Origin of the sequence: Wolbachia endosymbiont (group A) of Urophora cardui (assembly GCF_964028435.1) — a bacterium.
In the GTDB taxonomy this organism is placed as follows: domain Bacteria; phylum Pseudomonadota; class Alphaproteobacteria; order Rickettsiales; family Anaplasmataceae; genus Wolbachia.
The window spans coordinates 417,963-442,847 of record NZ_OZ034774.1; the positions used below are offsets into that span (position 1 = coordinate 417,963).

At 36.1% G+C, this 24,885-nt stretch carries 22 protein-coding genes, 2 tRNA genes and 4 pseudogenes; 17 read left to right on the top strand and 11 right to left on the bottom strand.

From position 1 onward, the window contains the following. Positions 1–232: 232 nt before the first annotated feature. The 4 genes from trxB to ABWU38_RS02020 form a co-directional block, all read right to left on the bottom strand. Positions 233–1,171, bottom strand: coding sequence for a thioredoxin-disulfide reductase (gene trxB, locus ABWU38_RS02005; RefSeq protein ID WP_264687975.1), 939 nt, complete (start codon positions 1,169–1,171; stop codon positions 233–235). Continuing rightward, entirely contained in the window at positions 1,158–1,757 is a 600-nt protein-coding gene (locus ABWU38_RS02010) for a peroxiredoxin (protein ID WP_253309335.1), read from the bottom strand. Before ABWU38_RS02010 ends, trxB begins: the two co-directional genes overlap by 14 nt. Before the next feature lie 616 nt (positions 1,758–2,373). Next, positions 2,374–3,129 (bottom strand): SDR family oxidoreductase, encoded by a 756-nt coding sequence (locus tag ABWU38_RS02015; RefSeq protein ID WP_264687976.1) that lies wholly within the window; start codon positions 3,127–3,129, stop codon positions 2,374–2,376. Further along, positions 3,116–3,931, bottom strand: coding sequence for a YihY/virulence factor BrkB family protein (locus ABWU38_RS02020; protein WP_253309333.1), 816 nt, complete (start codon positions 3,929–3,931; stop codon positions 3,116–3,118). The genes ABWU38_RS02015 and ABWU38_RS02020 overlap by 14 nt, the downstream gene beginning before the upstream one ends. 134 nt (positions 3,932–4,065) lie before the next feature. On the opposite strand from ABWU38_RS02020, the gene ABWU38_RS02025 reads away from it, so the two are divergent. Beyond that, a complete protein-coding gene (locus tag ABWU38_RS02025) occupies positions 4,066–4,395 on the top strand; it encodes a TrbC/VirB2 family protein (protein ID WP_353272391.1) in 330 nt (109 codons plus the stop codon). A 1,004-nt stretch (positions 4,396–5,399) separates the two neighbouring features. Here the strand turns inward: ABWU38_RS02025 and ABWU38_RS02030 are convergent. The 3 genes from ABWU38_RS02030 to ABWU38_RS02040 form a co-directional block, all read right to left on the bottom strand. Then, entirely contained in the window at positions 5,400–6,251 is an 852-nt protein-coding gene (locus ABWU38_RS02030; RefSeq protein ID WP_264731549.1) for a ParB/RepB/Spo0J family partition protein, read from the bottom strand. Next, on the bottom strand, positions 6,248–7,090 hold the full coding sequence (locus tag ABWU38_RS02035; RefSeq protein ID WP_264687980.1) for a ParA family protein: 843 nt from the start codon (positions 7,088–7,090) through the stop codon (positions 6,248–6,250). Before ABWU38_RS02035 ends, ABWU38_RS02030 begins: the two co-directional genes overlap by 4 nt. A gap of 90 nt (positions 7,091–7,180) precedes the next feature. Beyond that, positions 7,181–9,661: a response regulator gene (locus ABWU38_RS02040; protein WP_353272392.1), complete on the bottom strand. Its 2,481-nt coding sequence runs from the start codon at positions 9,659–9,661 to the stop codon at positions 7,181–7,183. A gap of 160 nt (positions 9,662–9,821) precedes the next feature. On the opposite strand from ABWU38_RS02040, the gene hemF reads away from it, so the two are divergent. From hemF to sucD, 7 genes are all read left to right on the top strand, one after another. Continuing rightward, positions 9,822–10,646: an oxygen-dependent coproporphyrinogen oxidase gene (gene hemF, locus ABWU38_RS02045; protein ID WP_253309328.1), complete on the top strand. Its 825-nt coding sequence runs from the start codon at positions 9,822–9,824 to the stop codon at positions 10,644–10,646. Positions 10,647–11,052: 406 nt separating this feature from the next. After that, positions 11,053–11,124: transfer RNA gene (locus tag ABWU38_RS02050), tRNA-Glu, on the top strand. Between the two features lie 28 nt (positions 11,125–11,152). Next, positions 11,153–11,839: a 16S rRNA (uracil(1498)-N(3))-methyltransferase gene (locus ABWU38_RS02055; protein ID WP_353272393.1), complete on the top strand. Its 687-nt coding sequence runs from the start codon at positions 11,153–11,155 to the stop codon at positions 11,837–11,839. 225 nt (positions 11,840–12,064) lie between these two features. Beyond that, a tRNA-Pro gene (locus tag ABWU38_RS02060) sits at positions 12,065–12,138 on the top strand. A gap of 155 nt (positions 12,139–12,293) precedes the next feature. Beyond that, positions 12,294–12,494 (top strand): 30S ribosomal protein S21, encoded by a 201-nt coding sequence (rpsU, locus tag ABWU38_RS02065; protein WP_064125049.1) that lies wholly within the window; start codon positions 12,294–12,296, stop codon positions 12,492–12,494. A 29-nt stretch (positions 12,495–12,523) separates the two neighbouring features. Next, positions 12,524–13,675 (top strand): ADP-forming succinate--CoA ligase subunit beta, encoded by a 1,152-nt coding sequence (sucC, locus tag ABWU38_RS02070; RefSeq protein ID WP_353272394.1) that lies wholly within the window; start codon positions 12,524–12,526, stop codon positions 13,673–13,675. A gap of 3 nt (positions 13,676–13,678) precedes the next feature. Then, positions 13,679–14,551: a succinate--CoA ligase subunit alpha gene (sucD, locus tag ABWU38_RS02075; RefSeq protein WP_253309325.1), complete on the top strand. Its 873-nt coding sequence runs from the start codon at positions 13,679–13,681 to the stop codon at positions 14,549–14,551. 841 nt (positions 14,552–15,392) lie between these two features. On the opposite strand, the gene ABWU38_RS02080 is transcribed toward sucD, so the two are convergent. Both ABWU38_RS02080 and ABWU38_RS02085 read right to left on the bottom strand, forming a co-directional pair. Beyond that, positions 15,393–15,869: an RDD family protein gene (locus ABWU38_RS02080; protein WP_353272395.1), complete on the bottom strand. Its 477-nt coding sequence runs from the start codon at positions 15,867–15,869 to the stop codon at positions 15,393–15,395. Positions 15,870–15,891: 22 nt separating this feature from the next. After that, entirely contained in the window at positions 15,892–16,371 is a 480-nt protein-coding gene (locus tag ABWU38_RS02085) for an RDD family protein (RefSeq protein ID WP_264687985.1), read from the bottom strand. Between the two features lie 143 nt (positions 16,372–16,514). Here ABWU38_RS02085 and icd point away from each other — a divergent pair, with 143 nt between their 5' ends. The 6 genes and pseudogenes from icd to ABWU38_RS08390 form a co-directional block, all read left to right on the top strand. Continuing rightward, complete coding sequence (gene icd, locus ABWU38_RS02090; RefSeq protein WP_353272396.1) at positions 16,515–17,933, top strand: isocitrate dehydrogenase; 1,419 nt, start codon at positions 16,515–16,517, stop codon at positions 17,931–17,933. A gap of 27 nt (positions 17,934–17,960) precedes the next feature. After that, positions 17,961–18,599 carry an endonuclease III gene (gene nth / locus ABWU38_RS02095; RefSeq protein ID WP_353272817.1) on the top strand — a complete coding sequence of 213 codons (639 nt, stop codon included), beginning with the start codon at positions 17,961–17,963 and terminating at the stop codon, positions 18,597–18,599. 152 nt (positions 18,600–18,751) lie between these two features. Further along, positions 18,752–18,853 (top strand): IS630 transposase-related protein, encoded by a 102-nt coding sequence (locus ABWU38_RS02100; protein ID WP_253309320.1) that lies wholly within the window; start codon positions 18,752–18,754, stop codon positions 18,851–18,853. A 52-nt stretch (positions 18,854–18,905) separates the two neighbouring features. Further along, positions 18,906–19,190 (top strand): annotated as a pseudogene (locus ABWU38_RS02105) (IS630 transposase-related protein); the annotation flags it as partial. Positions 19,191–19,244: 54 nt separating this feature from the next. Further along, on the top strand, positions 19,245–19,370 hold the full coding sequence (locus ABWU38_RS02110; RefSeq protein WP_353272397.1) for a hypothetical protein: 126 nt from the start codon (positions 19,245–19,247) through the stop codon (positions 19,368–19,370). A gap of 57 nt (positions 19,371–19,427) precedes the next feature. Continuing rightward, positions 19,428–19,550, top strand: a pseudogene (locus ABWU38_RS08390) (IS256 family transposase); the annotation flags it as partial. Positions 19,551–20,051: 501 nt separating this feature from the next. Here the strand turns inward: ABWU38_RS08390 and ABWU38_RS02115 are convergent. After that, positions 20,052–21,173 (bottom strand): annotated as a pseudogene (locus ABWU38_RS02115) (recombinase family protein); the annotation flags it as partial. Beyond that, positions 21,160–21,378, bottom strand: coding sequence for a hypothetical protein (locus ABWU38_RS02120; protein WP_341819653.1), 219 nt, complete (start codon positions 21,376–21,378; stop codon positions 21,160–21,162). The gene ABWU38_RS02120 and the pseudogene ABWU38_RS02115, both read right to left, overlap by 14 nt. Before the next feature lie 129 nt (positions 21,379–21,507). Here ABWU38_RS02120 and ABWU38_RS02125 point away from each other — a divergent pair. The 3 genes and pseudogenes from ABWU38_RS02125 to ABWU38_RS02135 form a co-directional block, all read left to right on the top strand. Then, positions 21,508–22,631, top strand: a pseudogene (locus ABWU38_RS02125) (IS256 family transposase); the annotation flags it as partial. A gap of 256 nt (positions 22,632–22,887) precedes the next feature. Next, the gene (gene proS, locus ABWU38_RS02130; RefSeq protein ID WP_353272399.1) at positions 22,888–24,156 is read left to right on the top strand and encodes a proline--tRNA ligase; all 1,269 of its coding nucleotides are present in this window, start codon (positions 22,888–22,890) and stop codon (positions 24,154–24,156) included. After that, positions 24,153–24,524: a holo-[acyl-carrier-protein] synthase gene (locus ABWU38_RS02135; RefSeq protein ID WP_253309486.1), complete on the top strand. Its 372-nt coding sequence runs from the start codon at positions 24,153–24,155 to the stop codon at positions 24,522–24,524. Before proS ends, ABWU38_RS02135 begins: the two co-directional genes overlap by 4 nt. Positions 24,525–24,885 lie beyond the last annotated feature (361 nt).

Here is a 24,885-nt window from a genome sequence, read left to right on the forward strand (position 1 = left end):
AACCCTCTTTATTAATGATTTACTAATATAATTATGTAAAAAAAAAGGAAAATTGCAAGCGATTTATCTATAGCTAACCCAAGAAAGGTTTTCCTACGTCATACCGCGATTTATTCGCGGTATCTCAGCATAGATTCCGCTAACAAGTAGCGGAATGACGAATTTTTGTTTTTAAAATTATCGATGAACTTAAGTCACTTTAGCTATAAAATCCTAATTCTGAGTTAATTAATTACGACTCTAAAAACTTCTCTGCATCAAGTGCAGCCATGCACCCTGTTCCTGCGGCAACTACTGCCTGGCGATATACCTTATCTTGAACATCACCTGCAGCAAATACTCCTGCTTTACTAGTTAAAGTTGTTCCAGGTTTTGTAATTATGTAACCCTGTTCATCCATTTCAACAAAGCCTTTAAAAATACCTGTATTTGGTGCATGCCCAATTGCAATGAACACTCCATCGACTTTCAATTCTTGAGCTTCCGTTGATTTAACTATAATACCAGTAACTTTTTTCGGATTTTCTTCTCCAAGAATCTGCTCTACGGTATGGTTCCACATTACTTTTATTTTATCATTTTTAAAGAGCCTATCTTGCATTACCTTTTCCGCTCTCAATTTATCACGCCTGTGTATTAATATCACTTCTTTGGCAAATCGAGTTAAAAATATTGCTTCTTCAACAGCGGTATTTCCACCACCAATCACGGCTACAACTTTATTCCTAAAAAATGCACCATCACAAGTTGCACAAGCCGAAACTCCGTAACCTTGAAATTCCTTTTCACTCTTGAGACCAAGCCACTTCGCTTGCGCACCAGATGCAATTATAATTGCATCTGAATAGTAGTCATTAGTATTACCAGAAGATCTAAACCTATACTCATTAGAATCCTCAAGTTGTTCAACGCTTTTTATCTCATCATCTATTATTTTTGCTCCAACCTGTTCTGCATGCAACCTCATTTGCTCCATTAGTTCTGGACCCTGTATTGAAACAAAACCAGGATAGTTTTCAACATCTGTAGTAATTGTAAGCTGACCACCAGGCTGCATTCCCGTTACTACAATTGGCTCTAAGTTTGCACGTGCTGCATATATAGCAGCAGCATAACCCGCTGCTCCAGATCCAATAATAAGAACTTTTGTACTAAATCTATAATTCTTCACTGTATGAGTTTAGATAATCAGCTACTCCTTCATCGCTTGCCTGCATTGCTGGCTTACCTTTTTTCCACCCTGCTGGACATACTTCACCATGCTCCTCATTATGTTTAATTGCATCAATGATTCTAACGAATTCATCGATATTACGCCCTAAAGGCAAATCATTTATCGATTGATGACGTACAATAAATTTATCATCAATAACGAAAGTTGCTCTCAGCGCAATTGAGTCATCATATAAGACCCCATAGTCTCTTGATATAGACTTTTTGATATCAGACACTAAAGTGTAGCTAACCTCTCCAATACCACCATCATTAACTGGAGTGTTTCGCCATTTATAATGTGAAAATTTTGAATCTACACTTATTCCTATCACTTCAATACCACGCTTTGCAAACTCATTTATTCTATTATTGAGCGATATCAATTCAGTTGGGCAAACAAAAGTAAAATCAAGTGGATAGAAAAAAAGGACAGCATACTTATTTTTTATGTGCTTACTCAGACAGAAATCATCAACAATTTCTCCGCCGGAGAGAACAGCTGAAGCAGTAAAATCGATAGCAGATTTTGTTACAAGATTCATAATTGACCTATTCTTTTAAAACAACTCTAATTTTACACTTGATGAACTTATATGCAAGTTTTCTTTAGTTTTAGCCCTATAAAAACTTCCTAAAATAGCTCTTCTTTTTTACCGATAAGATACAATCCAGATTGGACACTGAGTTGGTGAGTATAAAATTCTACGTCATTCCACCATGAACCGTCATACCGCCGCGGTATCTCTAGATCCCGCTAACAAGCAGCGGGATCCAGGATTTTGATTGGGTTGGTAAGCATAAAAGTATAGCTTCTACGTCATACCGTGATTTATTCACGGTATCTCACATAGATCCCGCTAACAAGCAGCGGGATGACGAGCTTATCGTCATTCCACCACGAACCGTCATACCGCCGCGGTATCTCTAGATCCCGCTAACAAGCAGCGGGATGACGATTGTCAGGCTAGCTGTCATCCCAGTTTGGAATCCAGGAAAAAGAATGGTGTCATCCCAGTGCCCAGACACTGGGATCCAGGAAACTTTGATTGTAAACTAATTTGGTAAGCATAAAAGTAAAACACAACGTTCTTGATTATGTTAAATTAAAAACTAGATCCCAGTGTCTGGGCACTGGGATGACATCCTTTCTAGTGTAATTTATTCGGGAGATTTGCTAAGCGGTAAGATTTTTCCTGATACGCTGCAATCGTTAGAAGCTAACTCCACAAATTTGTCTGTTAGTTTATCAGGTGACACCAATTCAGATCCAGGAAATGCCTGCTCACTACCCACAGGTCCTTTCGTGTATACAGCATTTACACATAATTTTGTATGTTTTGTCTCAGATGCATATATCTGCACCATTATTTCTAGTGCAACTTTACTTGCAGCATACGGCATCCAATATGGATAAGAGGAAGGAGAAAGTGTCACCTCTGAGGTCATGAATATCACTCTTCCAGCATTAGACTTCTTTAGCATTGGATCTAAGTTTTTTAGTAAGTACCAATTGGCAGTAAAATTTGTATTCATTACGTTCTGTAGCTCTTCAATCTCACAGTCGTGAATAGGGTTCAATTTGCCTAAAATTCCAGTACATGCAACTAATATATCAAGTGCTCCAGATTCTGATAATTTCAGGCTTTCTATCATGTTTGTCAGTATCTTTACATTCTCAAAGTCTAAAAGATCAAGCTGAATTAGTTTCACAGAGCCTTCTTTAAATTCTTCAAGCTCTTCAATTTCATTATATAGTGGCTTGAGATTATCAAGAGATCTTGAAATCAGAATTACACATGCACCTTCTTTTACAAATCTTTTTGCAACAGCAGAGCCTATTTCACCTGAAGCTCCGGTGATTAAAGCTACTTTACCTTCTAACTTACTCATTTCTTTCTCCTTAGCGAGATTCATTGAAATATTTTAGCTGAAAATTAAATTTTGCTCCATATATAAAAATCAAACTTAGCATATAAAAAAATAGTAATGACACTACCATACCACCTAAACTTCCATATATCAAATTCAGTTGATCAAAGGAAGCTTTTAAGTATTGCTTGAAAGCTGAAGCAGAAATTGTCCAAAGAATAACAGCCACACAAGATCCAGGAAAGACGTCTGATAAATTTTGTTTTATGTTTGGCAACATAAAATATAGCCAAGAGACTACTGTGAAAAGTACAAATTCAATGAGGAGATATTTAGTATAACTAATCCCCTGATAGGAAAAATCAATTAGCATTGGCACTAATGTAGAGAACACTATAGTTAGAGTTATAATAAGCGTGATCACTAAAAATTGTAGTATACTTAACAACCTTCTTAATATATAAGGTGGCGAAACCGGAACTTTATAAGCTTTGTTCAATATTGTTCTTAGCCCTTCAATTGTTGACGAGGCGGTCCAAACAGCGCCTACAATTGCTAAAGTTAGTAAGCTTTGCGGCGGGCCTGATATTATCTCTCTGATACGCGGCATCAAAGATGATAAAATATCCTGTGGCATGTTATCAATGATAAATACCCAGCCAATGTTATACTGGTCTAAGAAATTTGCGAATGTTGACGCCACAGCCATTAAAACGATGAGAAAAGGGAATATTGATAACAGGATTAAAAATGATAGATACCCTGCATGCTCCACTCCATCATTATGAATTGTGTCAATCAAAGCACGATAAAGGCAATAAACGATGCTGTAAAATTTCTGTAGCATGTAATATAAACGAACCAAGAAAAGTATTCTAAATGAAATAAAGGATACTTTTAAGCAAAAAATCCTCACCATTTACTTAAACTTAATCAATGTGATAGATAATCAAATATGAAACAGAAATTATAGGAGGCGTAATGAAAAATTTTCTTCTACTTGTAGCTTTAATTCTCTCCTTTGCATTTGATGCAAATGCTGATACTAGTCCTACTTTTGTTGATCAAAATGATACAACATCATTAGTGATATGCAAGATAATAGGCTATACTCATGGCATAGGTGGACCAATGATCACAATAGTGATAATTGGTGCAGCGTTGCTTGCAATATTCGGCAGAATGCCGTGGCCAGCGCTTTTTGCACTCGGTGCATTTACTGCTGTGTTTTTTGGCGCTCCTATAGTCGTTTCAAAAATAACACCAAGCGGTGTGATTTGTAAAGACGGTGCAGTAGCGGTTCATCCATAGAAATTATTGGAGGCACAAAACGTAGTTTTCTTTACTTGAAAGTGGTAAGTTTTACCACTTTCAGTGTCTATGACTACCTAATAAATTCTCTTTCTGTAATCATATCAGTTAAAGTCTGGATTCCAGCGTCACGCGCTGGAATGACAAGGTTATCGTCATGCTGCCGCATACCGTCACGGTATCTCTAGATACCGGCTAACAAGCAGCGGGATGACGAAGTTATCGTCATGCCACCGCGAACCGTCATATCGCCGCAGACCGTCATACCGCGATTCATTCGCGGTATCTCTTAGCATAGATCCCGCTAACACGTAGCGGGATGACGATTGTCAAGGTGTCATCCGAGTAGCTTGACTACTTGGATCCAGAAAACTTAACTTTAAATAAGTGGCTGCATAATAAAGACTAGATTCCAGCGTCACGCGCTGGAATGACATCATAGGGGCTACTCGGATGACGAGAAAGGAGCACTGGGATGACACCTTCCTGCCCAGTTCATGTTAGCTATAAACATTAAGAAATTTACCAAACGAAAAAAAAGGCAAAAGAAGCCCTAGTCATTGTCTATTTTCAGTATTTGGCGTTTTTTAAGTCTTAAACACTGCAATTTAGCTGCTTTTAAATGCAACTCACCTTAGTTTAAATGTTTAAGAAATTTACTAAGCAGAAAAAAAGGCAAAAGAAACCCCGTGTTAGCTAGTTGTCACTCTCTAATCCTGCAAATTGGCGTACTATACTGTCTTAAACGACTTATAAGCGCGTTTCAGCTTATATAGGTAAAAACCCAGAAATGTTGTGAAGACATAAGGTGCACATAGTACAAAAAATTAAAAATAAGACGCCAACCACGTTGTTTTCTTGCTGTTTAATCTGCACAGATGAAGATAACTGAATACCTTCAGTTTCATGATAAGGGGGCTGGCAGAGTTTGTCAAGTGATTTTTGTCTCTCCATGCTACTTGGGTGACACCAACAGTTGTATTTTATATTATCTTTTTGCTCTACTAGCACTCAAGTTTCCTATTTAAAATTTTTAATATTAAATTCAATTCATTTGGATTATTATACCGTATCATAACTTTACCCTTAGAATTACTGTCATTAATTTTGATCTTTAAACCAAGTTGAGAAGATATAGCACCTTCTAGTGCTGCCATATCTTGATTTTTGGTATATCTCTGCTCTTTTTGGTTGTTACTTTGATGTAAGTCTTTTATCAATTTTTCAGTTTGCCTAACGCTTAAGCCTTGGGAAATTATTTTTTCTGCAATACTTTCCGCATTTTCAACATTAATCAACGCTCTTGCATGGCCCATAGATAGCTTTTTTTCGTTGATCATTGTTTTTACTCCATCAGGAAGTGACAACATCCGAATCATATTGGTTATGTGACTGCGGCTTTTGCCTATAGTTGAAGCTAATTCTTCATGTGTATAGGAAAACTCATCTATCAGTCTCTTATACGCTTCACCTTCTTCTATTGGATTAATATCTTGCCTTTGTATGTTTTCAATAATGGATACTTCCAAGCATTCCTTGTCGCTCAGATCTTTTATGATAACGGGTGCACTATCAAGATTTGCAATCTTGCTTGCTCGCCAACGACGTTCCCCAGCTATTATTTCGTAACCATCATCATTTGAATCTTTGCGTACCACGATAGGCTGTATAATGCCACTTTTCTTTATCGAATTTGCAAGTTCTCTTAATGACTCCTCGTCAAAATGTTTCCTCGGTTGAAATTTGCTTGGGTGCAGTAATGAAATAGGCAAATACTCTTGTCGATCTTCTTTATTATCATAATTATCGCCTATGAGGCCGGCAAGACCTCTGCCGAGGCGTCTATCATCCTTCATACCACGCCCTCACTCACTAGCTTCTTCTCCTTACAACTGCTCGCGTGCTTTTTTAAAATTTCCCTTGCCAAACTTATATATGCTTGTGCACCAGGACACTTAAGATCATACACAATAGCGGGTTTTCCATGAGAAGGCGCTTCTGATAACCGTACGTTACGTGGAATAACAGTCTCATACAATGGGATGATAGTTTTGTATACTTTATCATTTAAATACTGGCAAATATCGTTTTTAATCTGTTCACTGAGTTTGTTGCGCCTGTCATACATTGTTAACACGATCCCTTCTATTGCCAAAAAAGGGTTTAGGTTATTCCTTTTTATCAGTTCTACAGTTTTAACTAAATGGCTTAATCCTTCCAGAGCAAAAAACTCACACTGAAGAGGAACAATAATAGAATTAGCAGCAGTCAAAGCATTTATGGTTAGAAGCCCAAGTGATGGAGGGCAATCGATGATTATATACTCATAATTATCGCGTATCTTCTCTAATGCGCTTTTTAGCACAAATTTTCCTCGCTCAAGTTGCGATAATTCAATTTCTGCAGCTGACAGATCAACTACTGACGAAATTAGTGATAAATTTGGAATTTCCTTTATATTGAAAATTGCCGATTCTATCAATTTATTTTCTCTGCTCAGTAGTATTTTGTATATATTTTTTTCTTCCCTACTACGATAAGAAATCCCGAGTCCGGTGCTAGCATTTCCTTGAGGATCAAGATCTACCAATAAAGTGCTTTTTCCCACAGCAGCAAAGGCTGTCGATAAATTTATACTAGTTGTGGTTTTGCCAACTCCACCCTTTTGATTTACTATTGCAATAATCTTGCTCACGCCTTTTATCTTATGTATAAAATAATTCTATTGTATATATGCAAGAAACTTTTGCATTAGAAAATTTTTTTGTTGCTAATCACACTAAAATTAGACTGTCTTTTTTGCTTTGTGTAACACACTTTGAACCTTGTTTCCTAATTCATTCAGAGTGAATGGTTTTGGCAAAAAGTGAAAATCTTCTATATTGATGTCATCACTCTTTAAAAAAGCATCTTCTGCATACCCAGAAATAAAAATAACGTTGATATTTGGCCTATGGATCAATGCTTCTTTAACTATTTCTGGACCACTCACCTCTGGCATGATTACATCAGTGATTATTAGATCTATGTGTTGATTTTTTTTACTGATTATTTCTAGCGCCTCGCTGCCTATGCTCGCTTCTATTACATCAAATCCTTTTCTTTTGAGTGCTTTAGAGATGAATTCCCTTACTGAATTTTCATCTTCAATCAATAAAATTATACCATTACCTTTAATTTCACTTACTACCGGTCTTTCTATTTCTTCACTATCTTCCTCTATCAGATTTTCATCTGATATGTAAACCATGGGCAAAAATATGCTAAATTTAGTTCCATGATTTACTTTGCTAGCAACATAGATGTATCCTTCAGTTTGTTTAATAATGCCATATACAGTAGAGAGGCCAAGACCTGTACCAGAGGTAATATCTTTGGTAGAAAAAAATGGGTCAAATGCCTTTTCAATTGTATCACTTGTCATTCCACATCCAGTATCAATTACTTCAATCACAACATAATTTCCATGTTCGATCGTTTCCTTGTCTGGAGAAAACATGTCCTGAGATGTAGAATTTAATGAGTCAATCTTTTGATTAAAGGTTCGTATAGTTAATTCTCCGCCCTTTTCCATAGCAGCACTAGCATTGACTGCTAAGTTAAGTATAACTTGCTCTAATTGCCCTTGATCAGCCCTAACAGCACCCAAGTCTCTACCATAATAAATATTAAACTTTATATTTTCACCTATTAATCTTTTTATCATTTCATAAAGATTAGCTATAGTACTATTTACATCAATAATTTTTGGCTGCAAGGTCTGTCTTCTTGAAAAAGCAAGCAATTGTCTTACTAAATTTGATCCACGCTTTGCATTTTGCTGTATCTGTATTATATCTCCAAAAGATGGATCACCAGCTGAATGTTGGAGTAAAAGCAAATCGCAAAATCCTATTATCCCAGTCAATATATTGTTGAAATCATGCGCAATACCACCTGCTAACTGCCCTATAGCTTGCATCTTTTGATAATGCTCAAGCTTTATCTCTAGGTTTTTGTGTTCAGTATTGTCAATAAAATAACAAAGTATGAAGATCATTTTATTATGAAGAAACTTATTGAAATATATTTTTATGTTATTATCGCCGTTGAGCTGTACATCAAAGGACGCATTATTTATTCTATTACTCGAAAAATATTCACGTATTTTCACATGATAACTATCTAATATCAATGTAAAGATTGAATTATTATCTGACCCTGCAAGCTTTATTAGTGCCGTATTTTTCTTTACAAAGTTGCCGTTTATGTCACATTGTGCAATAGCAATTGATGAATTTGCAAAACAAGGGTGTAATTGATAATCAACAATATTTGATTCGGTTGGTGTTATAAAGCCATATATATAGCTATGGTTGTATTTATCACAAAATATAGCAGTGCTCATATAAGCCTTGAATGGAATACCACTTATAGTAAAAAACAAAATTTCATTATCGGTTGTTGTATTGTTATATTTAGATTGAGATATAAAATCACTGATTGAGCTACCTTTTTCCAGTTTTTTCAGTTCAAATATATCTAAAAATCTTTTATTTACAGATAAAATCACCCCTTTGGCATTTGCAATGTAAGTTCCTATACTGTGTTTTTCTATTAACTCTTCATATATCTGCTCCTTGTTTATCTGTGTTGCTTTTAACACAAAATACCCATCTGGCCTTGCTATTGGCACTAATGATAAATTTAAAATCTTATTACTATTTATAGCAATTTGGGGATTATCTGGTATCGGCTCAAAGAGCAAAAGAAAGTTAGATACTCTATTCTTCTTGTTTAAGGAAATGCATACTTGTACAGAAGAGTTATTTTTTAGTGCATGATAGAGTACTTTTTTGTCTTCTTCTGAAACATCTCCTATTTCAAAAATCTTGCCTAACGTAATGTCATCATCTATATGATCTTTAAACCTTTCGTAGAACCTTGCATCAGCATAAATAATACCCTCATCTCTATGTAAAATAAGGCAAAATTCTGTATTATAATTTAGTGCATTTGCAAATATTGCATTTTGAAATTCTATAGTATTAAGTAGGTGTCTGTAGCGTTTTACATTATATATCATAAAGAGAGTTGTTAGAATGCTCACTAATAAATTAATCTCTATATTAATATGCTGACTATATATATCAAAAAAGTAGAGTATCGATATTGCTACTGGAGGTAAGAGCATAATAACTGCCATCACAACAATTGACATTCCATAATTTCTTAGTATGAAGTCAACCCTGTTCTCTTTCTTGTTATCTATGTATCTTTTATTCATTATTGCTATTTGGCATTGTTGTATATACGAAAATGTTTTATTATATTGATTTAATTATTATAGATTTATTAACGTCTTTGATAGATAATTATCATCCAAATCTAATTAAGTTCCTTAAATATCAGATATAACAATGTTAATAAGCTAGCAAGAGGACATTATGGAAAAACAAAAAACACAAGCATTTAAGTGGTTCTGTGCACTAAGAGATAAGATCATAGAATCTTTCTTATTAATTGAAAAACAATCATCCACAGAGCCAAAGATTGAAAAAAGAAAGTGGGATCGCCCAGGTGGTGGAGGTGGTGAATCTACAATTATTTTTGGCAATGTTTTTGAAAAAGTTGGAGTAAACGTTTCAAAAGTACACGGAAAATTTGCAGATTCAGCCATTAATGAAATTCCTGGTGCAAGTGAAAGTAACGGAGAGTTTTGGGCAAGCGGTACATCTTTAGTGTCTCATATGCAATCGCCCCTTATCCCTGCAGCACATATGAACACAAGGCTGATATATACTTCAAAACAATGGTTTGGTGGAGGGATGGATTTTACGCCAATATATAAAAATGAAGAAGATTGCAAGTATATTCATGAATCAATCAAAATGACATGTGATAGATTTGACACCGGATATTATCCAAAATTTAAAGAGCAATGTGACAACTATTTTTTCTTACCACATAGAAAAGAGCCGCGTGGCATTGGTGGTATTTTCTATGATAATCTGAGTTCTGGCAATTGGAGAAATGATTTTGAGTTCACAAAAGCAGTAGGTGAAGCCTTTTTGGAAATTTATTTGCACATCATACGTAAACATATACAAAAATCTTGGACAAAAGAACAACGAGAAAATCAATTAATAAAACGTGGCAGATATGTAGAATTCAATCTGTTATACGATCGTGGCACAAGGTTTGGTTTAATGACTGACGGCAATCCAGATGCAATTATGATGTCAATGCCACCACTTGTTAAGTGGTTATAGAGAGCTGCTATTAGCAGAAAATAAATCATCATAGTTTAAAGTTGTACCATGATAGTGAGCTTTTATATAGGGGGTATAATCATGGGTATAATAGATAATTTTTTAATTAAATCTGTCAAAAACAATGACATAAAAGGTGTTAAACTGACTCTAAGTCTCTACAATGCACTAAAAGGCTGGCTTTAGTGTAGAAGAAATAAAGCAGAAATATGAGCGTAGAGATTCTGGCTACGATTCTGGCTATGATTCCGATACAAAAGTTGAACAACAATTAGAATTAGGATCTAAAACTCCTAAATCTGAAATAAATTCAGTGAATATTAAATATGGAATAGAGAAAGACGTTTGCGCCATAAAATAATTGACTTTATGTGCATAATCAATATAACTTGAGTTAATTCGCATTGACTCTTTCGTCTAGTGGTTAGGACACCACCCTTTCACGGTGGTAACACGGGTTCAAATCCCGTAAGAGTCACTCAAGTAGAATATAATTAAAGTTTTGAATGGGAAAAATTAGGCTTTATTTTGAAGAAGCTTTATCACAAGGCGTGAGTTTAGCACTTAATCCACAACAAAGTCACTATATTTGCAATGTAATGCGGCTTAAGAAGTATGATAATCTCTCTCTTTTTAATGGAAAGGATGGAGAATGGTTAGGAGAAGTAGTTAATATATTGCGTAAATTAACAAAAGTTACACTCAAAGAATGCACTAAACAACAGCAATATGAGGAAAATTTATACTTATATTGTGCCATGGTAAAAAGTGGTGCTTTAGGCAACATAGTAAGACAGGCAACTGAAATGGGAGTAACCTGCATTCAATTTATTTCAACGGAACGTACAGTAGTAAAAAACATTAACCTAAGTAGAGCAAAATTACAGGCAATCGAAGCTGCGGAACAATCCGGTAGGATGAGTATACCAGAGATTTTGCCTCCTATTAACTTTTGTGAGTTACCTGATTCCCAGAGTAAAAATTTTGTTTTATGTGATGAAACAGGTAAAGCTGATAAAGTGCTGAAAGGTAAGAAAAATGTTGCTATTATTGTTGGCCCTGAAGGTGGTTTTTCATCTTATGAACTTGATCTTGCCGATAAGTTTTGTCAAAAATTGAGTCTAGGAAAAAGAATTTTAAGGGTCGATACTGCTGTGGTTGCTGCACTAACTTTCACCAATTGGTGTAGCTAGATTTTTAAATATGGCTAAGGTTTGGGCCATAGAGAAATCTGATTCAGTGTTGCACGCGCTAACTGTACAAACTCTATAGGCCGCCTGCGAAGCAGTTTGCTACTAAAGAGGAGCTAATAAAAAACATATTCTAAAATAATATTAAATCTTATATTATATTTTTTCTAAAATAAACAAATGAATCTTGCATTTTGCCTGAGTTATTGATACTCTGAGTAAAGAAGTCGGGGCGTAGCGCAGCCTGGTAGCGCATTTGGTTTGGGACCAAAGGGTCGGGAGTTCAAATCTCTCCGCCCCGATGCTAGCAGAAGTTTTAACGCTTTTAATAGTTAGAGCTTTTAAAGGCATTTCGTTCATATTGCAGTTTAACGCTCAAGTTTATAAAATAATTGACAATGTTAATTTTCTAATTTATAAATAAATTTTGAAATGATTACCGAAGGAGGTATAGAGTTTGATTGAAGTATCAGTCCATTATGGTGATGTAGACAGAGCTCTTCCAGTATTGAAAAAAACAATTCAAAAGGAAGGAAGAGGGTTGAAAATGAAAAAACAATATCATGAAAAAAAATCAGAAAAAAGAGCTAAAAAGAAAGCTGAAGCGAGAAAAAAGAGGCACCAGCAAGAATGCAGAAGGCAGCGTTACGGTTGGTAATTTTTTAATAGTTTATCATTGGTTGTTTTATGAATATTCACGAATATCAAGCAAAAGAGATTTTGCATAAATTTAATGTCTCGGTGCCAAAAGGTTTTGTCACTATATCTGCAGAAGGAGTAAAGACTCAAGTAAGTCAATTAAAATCTGACGTGTTTGTGGTTAAAGCTCAAATTCATGCAGGTGGTAGGGGTAAAGCCGGTGGCGTAAAGCTAGCAAAGTCAGCTGAAGAAGCTCAACAGTTTGTAAAAGACATGATTGGTATGACTTTAGTTACTCATCAAACAGGGCCAAGCGGGCAGCAAGTAAGAAGAGTATATATTGAAGAAGGCTCAAGCATTAAGAAAGAGTATTACTTAAGCCTGGTAATTGACCCGAAGCTCAGTAGGCCAATATTCATATTTTCCTCAGAAGGTGGAATGGACATCGAAGAAGTGGCGAAAAATTCTCCCGCAAAAATTGTGAAATTTGATATTGATCTTGCTACAAGTTTTGATAGCAGCAAGTTAAGCAGCAGTTTTAATTTGAGTTCAGAACAAATAGAAAAAATAACAAATGTTGCAAAAAATATATATGATGCGTTTATTGCAACTGATGCGAGCCAAATTGAAATTAATCCACTGGTTGAAACAAGTTCTGGAGATTTTATTGCGCTCGATGCGAAAATTAATTTTGATGACAATGCTTTATATCGTCACCCAGAAATTATGGAACTTCGTGATTATGATGAAGAAGTGAAAGAAGAGATAGAGGCTTCAAAGTATGGGCTCAGTTACATCAAAATGGATGGCAGTATTGGTTGCATGGTAAATGGTGCAGGTCTTGCTATGGCAACAATGGATATAATAAAATACTACGGAGCAGAGCCTGCTAACTTTTTGGATGTTGGTGGTGGAGCGAGTAAAGAAACTGTAACTGAAGCATTTAAAATCATATTGTCTGATGGCAATGTAAGAGGAATTTTGGTTAACATATTTGGTGGTATAATGCGTTGCGATATTATCGCAAGTGGAATTGTTGCGGCTGTAAAAGAAATGAGCATTAAAGTTCCTCTAGTGGTTAGATTATCAGGCACTAATTTCGAAGAAGGAAAAAGAATTTTAGAAGAGTCAGGATTAAATATTATTGCTGCAGATGAACTGGGCGATGCTGCGCAGAAAATAGTACAAGAGGTGAAATAGAGTATGTCCGTTTTAGTAAACAAAGATACAAGGTTAATATGCCAGGGTTTTACTGGTGCGCAAGGTACATTTCATTCAGAGCAAGCAGTTAGCTACGGAACAAAAATGGTTGGTGGTGTAACTCCTGGCAAGGGTGGTAGCACTCACCTTAACTTACCAGTTTTTAATACTGTAGCAGAAGCCAAAGAAAAAACTGATGCGAATGCCACGGTAATATATGTACCTGCTAAGTTTGCAGCTAATGCAATACTTGAAGCAATAGATGCAGAGATAGAGCTAATAGTTTGCATTACAGAGGGCATTCCTATACTTGACATGGTAAAGGTGAAGCATGCTCTTGCTCGTTCAAAAAGTCGATTGATTGGTCCTAACTGCCCGGGAATTATTACGCCCGAAGAGTGCAAAATAGGGATTATGCCTGGCCATATCCATAAGCGTGGACATATAGGGATTATGTCTCGTTCTGGAACTTTAACTTACGAGGCAGTAGCACAAACGACCGCTGTTGGTCTTGGTCAATCCACGTGTATCGGAATTGGGGGGGATCCAGTTCATGGTATGACATTTGTCGACTGTATGGAGCTCTTTTTAAAAGATGACGATACTCATGGTATTGTAGTTATTGGTGAAATAGGTGGAAACGAAGAAGAAGATGTATCACATTTTGTGAAAACAGAAAAAACTAAAAAGCCAATCGTTGGTTTTGTAGCAGGTCAAACAGCACCTCCAGGAAGACGTATGGGACACGCTGGAGCAATCATCTCTTCCAGTGGTGGAAGTGCTGGTGCAAAACTAGAAGTTATGCGGAGCGCCGGGATTGCAATTGCTGAAACCCCTGCAGTGATTGGTAAGAAGGTATTGGAAGTAATGCATTAGTGCCTAATCTAAAACGCAGCTGTACGAACGTTGTGATTTGAGGAGCAGTTTCTGCTAGAAAGGGTGTCACTCAAGTAGCTGACACTGGTTCACTCTATAATGGTGTCATCCGAGTAGCTTGACTACTTGGATCCAGGAAAGTTTGCTTGTAAGCAAGCAAACTGATTTGGTGAGTATAAAAGTATAGCTAACGCTGACTCTACGTCATACCGCGATTCATTCGCGGTATCTCATCCGCTAACACGTAGCGGGATACTTGACCTTTACAGGGATGACGGTTGTCGGTAGGCCTAAATTACTTTAGTCATAAATATTAAGAAATTTACCAAACAAAAAAAAGGCAAAAGAAGCCCCATGGTTGGCTAGTTATTTATATGTACTTCAAAATATTGGCGTTTTTTATTCTAAACGCTGCAATTTAGCTGCTTTTAAATGCGACTAACCTAAATTATAAACGTTAAGAAATTTACTGAGCGGAAAAAAAGGCAAAGAAACCCTAGGGTAGCTAGTATTCAAATTCTCCCTTGTCTATTTGACGTCTTTTACTGTCTTAAACGCTTTATAAGCGCGTTTCAGCTTATATAGGTAGAAACCTAGAAGTTTTATAAAGACATGAGGTGCACATAGTGCAAAAATTAAGCATGATTTACGCCAAATACATTAAGTTTTTTGTCATTAATCCACTGCAGAGATTGCGAAGATAAATAAATAGCTTCAGTGTTATGATAAGGGGGCTGGCGGAGTTTGTAAAGTAATTTTTTGTAGCTCTCATGGTTTTTGGATTCTAACTAACGTCACGCGCTGGAATAACACCCTTGGTGGTAACAACTAAAGAAAAATATCAACTAGGTTTATAATCTATCACTACCGTGTTTGCAATTTTGTCATGAAAAGCTTGTTTATGTTCATCATCTACTGCACATACTAAAACTAGGATTAGTATAGCTAAAAGTAAAATAGGATTATAAAGCGATATACAGTAAATTATGAAAAAAGCGATGGTTCTTTTTATTGCTTGTATTAGAGTGATCTGCTCAAGTGTATCTTTGTCTCTTACACGCATGCTAAATAACAAGTGCCCTAGAGTGCCGCCAAATTTTACTAGCATGAATATATGAAATATACATGGTATCATTAAAAATAAAGAAAATACAATCGTGGTGATTACAATTATTGCACCCATGATCCCTTGTATTACGTGTGTAAGTGAGAAACCTACCGCCATTAAAGCAAATGGTATTGCGATAAATAAAATACAATCAACTATAAATGCTAGAATACGCCTTATCATTTTTGAGTAGTTTACGTTTTTATCCATACACTGCCTATAAAGAAAAATATCAACTAGGTTTATAGTCTATTACCACTGTTTTTGCAATTTTATCATAAAAGGTCTGTTTACGTTGGTCAAATATTGCAAACATTAAAACTAAAGTTAGTATAATAAAAAGGCATCCAGAAACATAGCCAGGCAGAAGATAAGACAGAAAATTATAAATAACCCAAATGCCTTCCCTAAAAATGTATCTTATTGTTGCTTGCATTAGAGTAACGTTTTTAAATGTATTTGCATCTTTTATACGTACGCCGCACAGTAGTCTTCCTGGAGTGCAACCGTACTTCGTTATTGTTAATATATTAAATACTATATATGTTATAAGCAGTGTTGCCATAAGGATTATCCTATGGGTAGATATATCATCTACATCGTAATTTAGAAAAAGGAGTGAAACAAGTGCTATTATCATCCATAAAACACCGTCGATCGCACATGCTGAAACTCGCCTCAGAATCCCTGCATAACTTACTTTAGTATCCATACTCTGCCCATGTTCTACTGTGACATAACTAGTATAAAAATATGTTATTAAATAACCGTAAATATACTAATTTGGATAATACTAGCTACTTGTGCCACTCTGTTATTTGAATTAATATTAAATCATTTATAACTAGGAAAGTTATGTCAACACCAATCACAGTTGCATATGGTGATGGTATCGGACCAGAAATCATGGAAGCGGTGCTGTCGATATTGCGCAAAGCGGAAGCAAAAATCTCAATAGATATTATTGAAATAGGTGAGCGTGTTTATAGTAAGGAATGGTCTCACGGAATTTCTCCAAGTGGTTGGGAATCAATTGAAAGGACAAAAATATTATTAAAATCTCCAACAACAACTCCTCAAGGTAAAGGCCACAAGAGCTTAAATGTTGCACTCAGAAAAAATCTAGGGTTGTATGCAAATATCAGACCATGCGTTTCATATCATCCTGTTATAGAAAATAAATTCGATAAGTTTGATATCGTAGTGATACGCGAAAATGAAGAGGACGTTTACACCGGAATAGAGCATAGGCTCACTGGTGATTCTTACCAATGCACTAAAATTATTACTAGATCTGGCTCAGAGAAGATATGCAGGTATGCTTTTGAATACGCGAAAAAACACAACAGAAAAAAAGTAACTTGCCTGACTAAAGACAACATAATGAAAATGACTGACGGAACTTTCCATGCAGCGTTTGATCGCATTGCAAAGGAATACCAGGACATAAAGGCAGAACATTATATAGTTGATATTGGAATGGCACGTGTTGCCACAGAACCGGAGAATTTCGATGTTATAGTAACTGAAAATCTATATGGCGACATATTATCAGACATAGTGGCACAAACCTCTGGATCTGTGGGACTCGCTGGAAGTAGCAATATAGGTAATGAATATGCGATGTTTGAAGCGGTTCATGGTTCTGCTCCTGATATTGCAGGAAAAAACATAGCTAATCCTTCTGGTCTTTTAAATGCTGCAGTGCATATGCTAATTTACATAGGTCAAGTGGGTACTGCAAAACTAATCTACGATGCATGGCTGAAGACTTTAGAGGATGGAATACACACTGCCGATTTGTATAAGGAGAAAAGAAGTAAACAGAAAGTTGGTACAAAAGAATTTGCAGAAGCTGTTATAGATAATCTAGGAAAGAAACCTGCAACATTACCTGAGCTTATAATTAGCAGTGGTTCAGATAGTAAAATAAATAAAGTACAAGACAATTACGAACAAGATTACAAAGTTAAAAAGCTAGTGGGTAGTGATATAACGCTTGCTTGGGACAAATCCAGCAATTTTGATCAAATAGTAGGATTAAATAATCTGCAAATGATAGCAATATACTCAAAAGGACTGGCAATTTGGCCAAGAAGCTCAAAATCTTCAAGCAATCAAATAACCTGTAGGTTTATCGCAAATAATGAAAAGAAAACTATTACAAATATTGATGTGAATAACTTGCTAATCAAACTCGAAGAAAATAGCTTTGACGTGGTGAGAATGGATAAGTTGTATTTATATGATGGGAAAGAGGGGTTCTTTTCTTAATTCTTTAAAAGAGGTGTGATAAATGAAATGGATTCAAAAAAAGTAGAATTGATATTTGAAAAGTTTCAACAATCAAATCCTATACCGAAAATAGAGCTAAATTATACCAATCATTTTACGTTATTAGTTGCAATAGTTCTATCAGCGCAGACAACCGATGTCAGTGTTAATAAAATTACAAAGGAGCTATTTAGTATCGCTGATACGCCAGAAAAAATGCTGAGCTTTGGACAAAATGAGCTGAAAAAATGCATAAGCAGTATTGGTTTATATAATTCCAAAGCAAAAAACATAATCGGGCTCAGCAAAATATTGATTGAGCAGTACAATAGCAAAGTGCCTACTGATTTCGATGATTTGGTATCTTTACCAGGGGTTGGGAGAAAGAGCGCTAATGTGTTCTTAAATTCAGGACTTGGTATTCCAACATTGGCAGTTGATACTCATGTTTTTAGAGTAAGCAATAGACTTGGACTTGTGAGAGAAAAAGATGTGTTTAAAACAGAGCAATCTCTTTTAAATGTAGTTCCAAAAGAATACCTGCTTTATGCTCATCACTGGCTAGTTTTGCATGGTAGATATGTTTGCAAAGCGCAAAAGCCTTCGTGTGAAACGTGTATAATTCATGATTTGTGTGAGTTTGAATGCAAAAGGTATAAAGTCTAGCACACTATGATCCCTTTCTTGTCACTCCGATATTCCTTCCTTTTATCATCCGAGTAGCTGACGCTGGGATCCAGGTTGCTCATAAGCAAACTATAGTATTTTCAAAAGCGAATGATAAAGGTATAATATGTTTTTTTAAAGTAGGGAAAGCGATGGTATATAGTGTAGATTTAAGGGAAAAAGCAGTGTCTTTGGTAGAAAAAGGAAAGTCAAAGGTTGAAGTTGCAGAGGTTTTTGAGATAGAAACTATATAGATGGCTAAAAAAGAAAGCTACTGGCCAAGGTCTCAAAGCGGTAAAAAGTACTGGTTTTATTCGGAAAATAGACCCAAAAATACTTGTAGACTATGTTAAAAAACACCCAGATCACACACTAGCAGAAATGAAACAAAACCTTGGCTTTGGAATAAGTGCAATTTGGTATAGGTTAAAACAGCTAAAAATAACCTTAAAAAAAGTCACATTCTATCAAGAGCGCAATCAAGAAGATAGGCAGCAATTTATCGATAAAGTCTCAAAAATAGACCACTGTAGCATTTTATATATAGATGAAGCAGGAGTTGATAATAGACTATACCGAGAATATGCATGAGCTCCAAGAGGAGAAAAAATATATGCTGATGTTCCAGGAAAAAAGTGGGAAAGAGTGAGTATAATAGGTGGATGGATTGAAAAGAAGTTTATTACACCAATGACCTTCACAGGAGAGTGTAATAAAGATGTATTTAATGTATGGTTAGAGCGAACCACAATTGCAGGGAGTGTTAAATAAACTGTGTCAAACCGAAAAAAAAGTAATAAATTGATATAAAAAAATGGAGGTTTGACAATGAGTCAGAAAGTAGTAAACAGAACTACCGGTTTGGTAGATTATAAAGAATTAGAAACAAATATCCTGTTGTCTATACGAGAAGGAAGACCGTTGACAGGAAGAGATGGAGCATTGACTCCTGCAACAATGTTGCAATAAACTTTGGTCCGCTTTTCCACTGTGTGTGAAAGAGTCTGGCAGCTCTTTTACTCGAAACACGATATGCACGTCTTCATGGTTAATCTCAATTCGCTTAACTAATGTTCTAATGATATCACGTCTAGTTAGCCAATCTGCGTTATCAAGACTTGAGTTAACGCTAGAAGAAAACTCTTCTAAAGTAGTCACCACTAGAGTTAAGTCTTGTTCAAGTCTTTTTTGATCAAATATCTTTTTCTTTTGCTCTCCGATCATTTGTAAGGTTTGTTTCATTGCTTTAATTCTTGGTTTAAACTCTTCTTCATTGATGTATCCTTGAGTATAGCCATCAATAAGCCTTGCAATGCCACAGTTTAATTGATCTTCTTTTTTCTCAAGAAAGTCACTTTTTTGATCTAATGGTGATTTTTTAATCTCTGAAAGTCTACGCTTGTATTCTTCTAATATCCGAGTAGGATTTTTCAATAGGTATTTTACCTCTTCCCATACAGCCACGTCTAATACATCTGTACGAATCATTCTATTATTACACATTTTATTGCCACCAAAGTGACCTCGCTCCGTACCAGTACAACGATAATATGTTCGACGAGCGCTAGAGCAAGTGCTAATACCATGATATCCATAATGACAAAGCTGACATACTGTTAAACCTTGCAACAAGTAATTTGCTCCCATTCGTCTTCTCCTAGCTATTCTTTTATTTTCAGTTAGCTGTTCTTGAACTATATCAAATAAATCTTCGTTTATAATATTAGGTACAGGAATATAAATCCAATTTTCTTTATCAGTACGAAAAGTAGAATAATTGTCTTTCGGTTGCTCACAAGAGCGTTTCTGTGGTCTTACGTGTTTTAATTTTACTCCTAGCTTTTTTTTACCGAATGCTGCTTGTCCTTTATAAGCAGGATTTTGTAATAGACGACAGACTACACTCCTATCCCAATACCTTTTTCCTGTTCGTGTTACGATGGACATAGCTCTTAATCTATGACATACTTCTCCAATGCTTACTCTTCCCCTTCCCACCCAAAAAAACATTTTACGAATGACTTCAGCTTCCTCTTCATTAATTTCAAAAAAGGCTTGTCCTCCTCCTATATGCTTATTTATATAACGATAGCCATAAGGAGCTCCACTCATTACATTTATACTGCCTTTATTGGCTGCGTGAATCTTGCCTCTACGACTTCGTTCCATAATTTTTGCACGTTCATATTCTGCTATCATACCCTGTATTTGTAATAGTAATTGAGATTCTGGATTATCGTCAATTTGACAATTCAAGAAAACTGTTTCTACACCCAATTTCTTAAATTCATCAACTAATAACATTTGATGTACATATTTGCGAGCCAAACGATCAGGAGAATGAATATAAACCTTATTAATATTACCTTCTGCTATTTGATCTCTTAATTTTTCTAAACTAGGACGTATTATATCAGAGCCACTATAACCATTATCAATAAATTTATATTCACTTAGTAATTTATGTCCATCAGCACTAATCTTATTCTCTATAGCAGTAATTTGGCTTGCTATTGTATCTCCTTGCACTTGTTTTCCTGAAGAAACTCTCGCGTACAGACTAACAGTTATCATTGCTCCCCCTTAAATTGATTCTATTGTTACATTCAAAAATTTTCTCCTTTTGGCTCCCATTTACTTGTTTATTTAATGCTAGTTTTTTATATGCATCTAATAAGTACAATTCTGCTAACCGATTAGGTTCATAACTATAGCTAACACGAACAGTCAGTTTCTTTTTTCCCATGAGCTTTCCTTGAAAATATATAAATATGTTCATATATCACTCATCGAAACAGATGGTCAGTTGATCGTTGGTTCTATAAGTGAAAACAACTCCTCGTTCTTTGAGTAGAAGCTGCCGGGAAATTATTTTTTTTAGTTTTATGTTTGTTGCAACATTGTTGCAGGGGTATTAACACCGTTTATAAAAAAGTTGCTGGAGGTAAGCCTGGAAGGTGAAATAGAAAACCACTTGTCGGCTGAAAGCGAAGAGAATAATCGAAGAAATGGGAGGAATGCAAAGACTTTACGTACAAGCGCAGGGTCATTTGAGCTTTTGACGCCAAGAAGATAGGGAAGGAAGTTTCGAACCACAAATAGTCAAAAAAAGGCAAACAAACTTACATCCAGAGCTTGAAACGAAGATTTTGAGCACATTTGCCAGTGGTATGGGCTATAGAGATATAGTGTCACATGTTGAGGAAATTTATGATCACAAAATATCGGTGGCAGAGATATCAAGTATTACTGACAAATTGCTACCAGTAATCAACGAATGGCGTAGTCGCCCGCTGCAGTCTGTATATCCGATAGTTTTCATGGTTTTTTAAAGTCAAAGAGGACGGGCATTGCGTAAGTAAATGCATGTATAACATATTAGGCATAGATCAAAATGGCAAAAAAGAAGTATTAGGTTTTTATTTGGCTGAAAGTGAAGGAGCTAACTTCTGGTTGGGAGTGCTAAATGACCTCAAAGAAAGAGGAGTAGAAGATATCCTTATTGCCTGCGTTGATGGGCTGAAAAGCTTTCCTGCAGCTATAAACAGTGTCTTTCCTAATGCGGAAGTGCAGATGTGTATAGTGCATCAGATACGCAACTCACTGAAGTATGTGGCCAGTAAAGATGCGAAGAGTTTTTTGAGCGATTTAAAGAAGGTATATCAAGCTTCAAGCAAGGAAATTGCCGAGAATTATCTGTTGGAATTGGATGAAAAATGGGACACAAAGTACCCTATGGTTATAAAATCTTGGCAGAATAATTGGGAAAACTTGTCTGGTTATTTTAAGTATTCTGGTCCAGTTAGGAGGATAATCTACACCACCAATCCCATAGAGGGGCTACATAGGCAAATTAGGAAATTCACTAAGACCAAAGGCTCATTTACCAGCATAAATGCCTTGTATAAGCAGGTATATTGTGCTATAAAGAAGGCAGAGGAAAAGTGGACGATGCCTGTACATGATTGGGCATTAACTATCTCTCAACTTGATGTTTTCTTTCCTGGCAGATTGAAAATTGAGTTGAACTAAAAATGCGGTTTGACACAGTTTATTTAATACTCCCGTCTAAGGTGTCTGGGCACTGGGATGACATCATAGGGGCGCTGGGATGACACCCTGACAATCGTCATCCCGCTACTTGTTAGCGGGATGAAAATGTTGTACCAAGACCACGGTAGCTATAAAATTATCAAGGGAAGTACCACACACTTCCCTTCTTTTTCAAAATAAGTTTACCTACAGGTCTGATTGTATTAAGATTACTTAATACAATCAGGTCTATTATATGCGTTTATCCAAATATTACCTACCAACTCTAAAGGAAAAGCCTACCCATGCTAAAATTATCTCCCATCAATATTCTTTACGTGCAGGTTTAATAAAGCAGATAGCATCTGGCATCTATACGTGGTCGCCGCTTGGTCTGCGCGTGCTTAAGAATATTGAAGATATTATCAGAGATGAAATGGATAAATCTGGTGCAATTGAAGCATTAATGCCTTGTGTGCAACCAGCAAATCTTTGGCGAGAATCGGGACGTTACGATGATTACGGTAAGGAAATGCTACGTATAAGGGATAGGCATGAGGAAGATATGCTTTTCGGTCCAACGCATGAGGAGGTAGCAACTGATCTAATTAGAGATGTGGTAAAAAGTTACAAAGATTTGCCACTTTGTTTGTATCATATCCAGTGGAAATTCCGTGATGAGGTAAGACCACGTTATGGTGTTATGAGGGGTAGGGAATTTCTGATGAAGGATGCATACAGTTTTGATGTAGATTACGAAGGTGCACTGAATTCATATAATTTGATGTACAAAACTTACATAAAAATCTTCAAACGCATGGGACTTACTCCAATTGGAGTGAGAGCGGACACTGGGCCAATTGGAGGAAATTTGAGCCACGAGTTTCATATATTGGCAAACACTGGTGAGAGCACTTTATATTATGACAATAAATTTTCTGAACTACTGGAAAGTGAAGATGTTGAAAGTTTGAAGAATATATATGCAGTTGCAGATGATATGCACGACCCTAAAACTTGCCTTGTGCCGCAAGAGCAGTTAAATGTTAGTAAAGGTATTGAAATAGGGCATATTTTTTATTTTGGCGACAAATACTCAAAGCCTATGAAGGCAAGTGTTACTTCTCAAGATGGAAAAAATGTCAACATGCATATGGGTTCGTATGGCATTGGGGTTTCAAGGCTTGTCGGTGCAATAATAGAAGCTTTTCATGATGATAAGGGAATTATCTGGCCAGAAGCGGTAGCTCCTTTCAGAATTGGTTTAATCAATTTACAAACGAAAGTAACGGAGGCTGCAGATAAAATATACAAAGCTTTGAAAAGTGATGAAGTGCTTTACGATGATACGGAAAGAAGTATAGGAGTAAAATTTTCTAGAATGGATCTGATAGGCTTGCCGTGGCAAATAATTGTTGGAAAAAAGGCAATAGATGAAAATATAGTTGAAGTAAAAAATAGAGCAACTGGAGAGGTAAAAGAAATGCAGATTGAGGAAGCAATAAATCGCTTTAGCACAAAATGATACGCGGTATCGGCACTGACATAGTATATATACCAAGAGTATTGAGAATATTACAAAAATACGGGGAAAAATTTCTCAATAGAATCTACACTGAAAAAGAAATAGAGCTAAGTAGAAAGTATAATAGTCAAGAAATGCGAGCAAGGTATTTTGCCAAACGCTTTGCAGCAAAAGAAGCTTTTGTTAAAGCACGAGGTACTGGATTTAGCCAGGGCATTATAATGAAAGATATAGAAATATACAGCGATGTAAGAGGAAAACCATATATTGCTGTCAGAAAGGATTTCATCTCAAAGGACTACAAGATTCATCTTTCTCTGAGTGACGATGGAGATTACGCTACTGCATTTGTTATAATTTGCGTCTAGCAGATATTGTTTCAATTTATGCAGTTGACTTTATGCTATCTATATAGCTAAACTGACTTAGGTTTACCGACAATTTGAAAAACCGTCATTCCGCTACTAGTTAGCGCCGCGGCGGTATGACGGTTCGCGGTGGCATGACGATAAGCTTGTCATCCCGCTACGTGTTAGCGGATGAGATGCCGCGAATGAATCGCGGTATGACGTAACGACAAGTTCGTCATACCGCTACGTGTTAGCGGGATCTATGCTAAGAGATACCGTGAATAAATCACGGTATGACGGTTCGCAGCGGTATGACGATAACCTCATATCCCGCTACTAGTTAGCGGATGAGATACCGCGAATGAATCGCGGGATGACG

What these genes read in the sequence shown, in the direction of transcription:
- sucD (WP_253309325.1), top strand. Translation starts at nt 13,679, where the DNA reads ATGTCCGTTTTAGTAAACAAAGATACAAGGTTAATATGCCAGGGTTTT.
- ABWU38_RS02085 (WP_264687985.1), bottom strand. Translation starts at nt 16,371, where the DNA reads ATGGATACTAAAGTAAGTTATGCAGGGATTCTGAGGCGAGTTTCAGCA.
- ABWU38_RS02025 (WP_353272391.1), top strand. Translation starts at nt 4,066, where the DNA reads ATGAAAAATTTTCTTCTACTTGTAGCTTTAATTCTCTCCTTTGCATTT.
- nth (WP_353272817.1), top strand. Translation starts at nt 17,961, where the DNA reads ATGGATTCAAAAAAAGTAGAATTGATATTTGAAAAGTTTCAACAATCA.
- ABWU38_RS02030 (WP_264731549.1), bottom strand. Translation starts at nt 6,251, where the DNA reads ATGAAGGATGATAGACGCCTCGGCAGAGGTCTTGCCGGCCTCATAGGC.
- icd (WP_353272396.1), top strand. Translation starts at nt 16,515, where the DNA reads ATGTCAACACCAATCACAGTTGCATATGGTGATGGTATCGGACCAGAA.
- ABWU38_RS02080 (WP_353272395.1), bottom strand. Translation starts at nt 15,869, where the DNA reads ATGGATAAAAACGTAAACTACTCAAAAATGATAAGGCGTATTCTAGCA.
- ABWU38_RS02055 (WP_353272393.1), top strand. Translation starts at nt 11,153, where the DNA reads ATGGGAAAAATTAGGCTTTATTTTGAAGAAGCTTTATCACAAGGCGTG.
- ABWU38_RS02010 (WP_253309335.1), bottom strand. Translation starts at nt 1,757, where the DNA reads ATGAATCTTGTAACAAAATCTGCTATCGATTTTACTGCTTCAGCTGTT.
- ABWU38_RS02015 (WP_264687976.1), bottom strand. Translation starts at nt 3,129, where the DNA reads ATGAATCTCGCTAAGGAGAAAGAAATGAGTAAGTTAGAAGGTAAAGTA.
- hemF (WP_253309328.1), top strand. Translation starts at nt 9,822, where the DNA reads ATGGAAAAACAAAAAACACAAGCATTTAAGTGGTTCTGTGCACTAAGA.
- ABWU38_RS02120 (WP_341819653.1), bottom strand. Translation starts at nt 21,378, where the DNA reads ATGAACATATTTATATATTTTCAAGGAAAGCTCATGGGAAAAAAGAAA.
- proS (WP_353272399.1), top strand. Translation starts at nt 22,888, where the DNA reads ATGCGTTTATCCAAATATTACCTACCAACTCTAAAGGAAAAGCCTACC.
- ABWU38_RS02100 (WP_253309320.1), top strand. Translation starts at nt 18,752, where the DNA reads ATGGTATATAGTGTAGATTTAAGGGAAAAAGCAGTGTCTTTGGTAGAA.
- ABWU38_RS02020 (WP_253309333.1), bottom strand. Translation starts at nt 3,931, where the DNA reads ATGCTACAGAAATTTTACAGCATCGTTTATTGCCTTTATCGTGCTTTG.
- ABWU38_RS02135 (WP_253309486.1), top strand. Translation starts at nt 24,153, where the DNA reads ATGATACGCGGTATCGGCACTGACATAGTATATATACCAAGAGTATTG.
- ABWU38_RS02040 (WP_353272392.1), bottom strand. Translation starts at nt 9,661, where the DNA reads ATGAATAAAAGATACATAGATAACAAGAAAGAGAACAGGGTTGACTTC.
- sucC (WP_353272394.1), top strand. Translation starts at nt 12,524, where the DNA reads ATGAATATTCACGAATATCAAGCAAAAGAGATTTTGCATAAATTTAAT.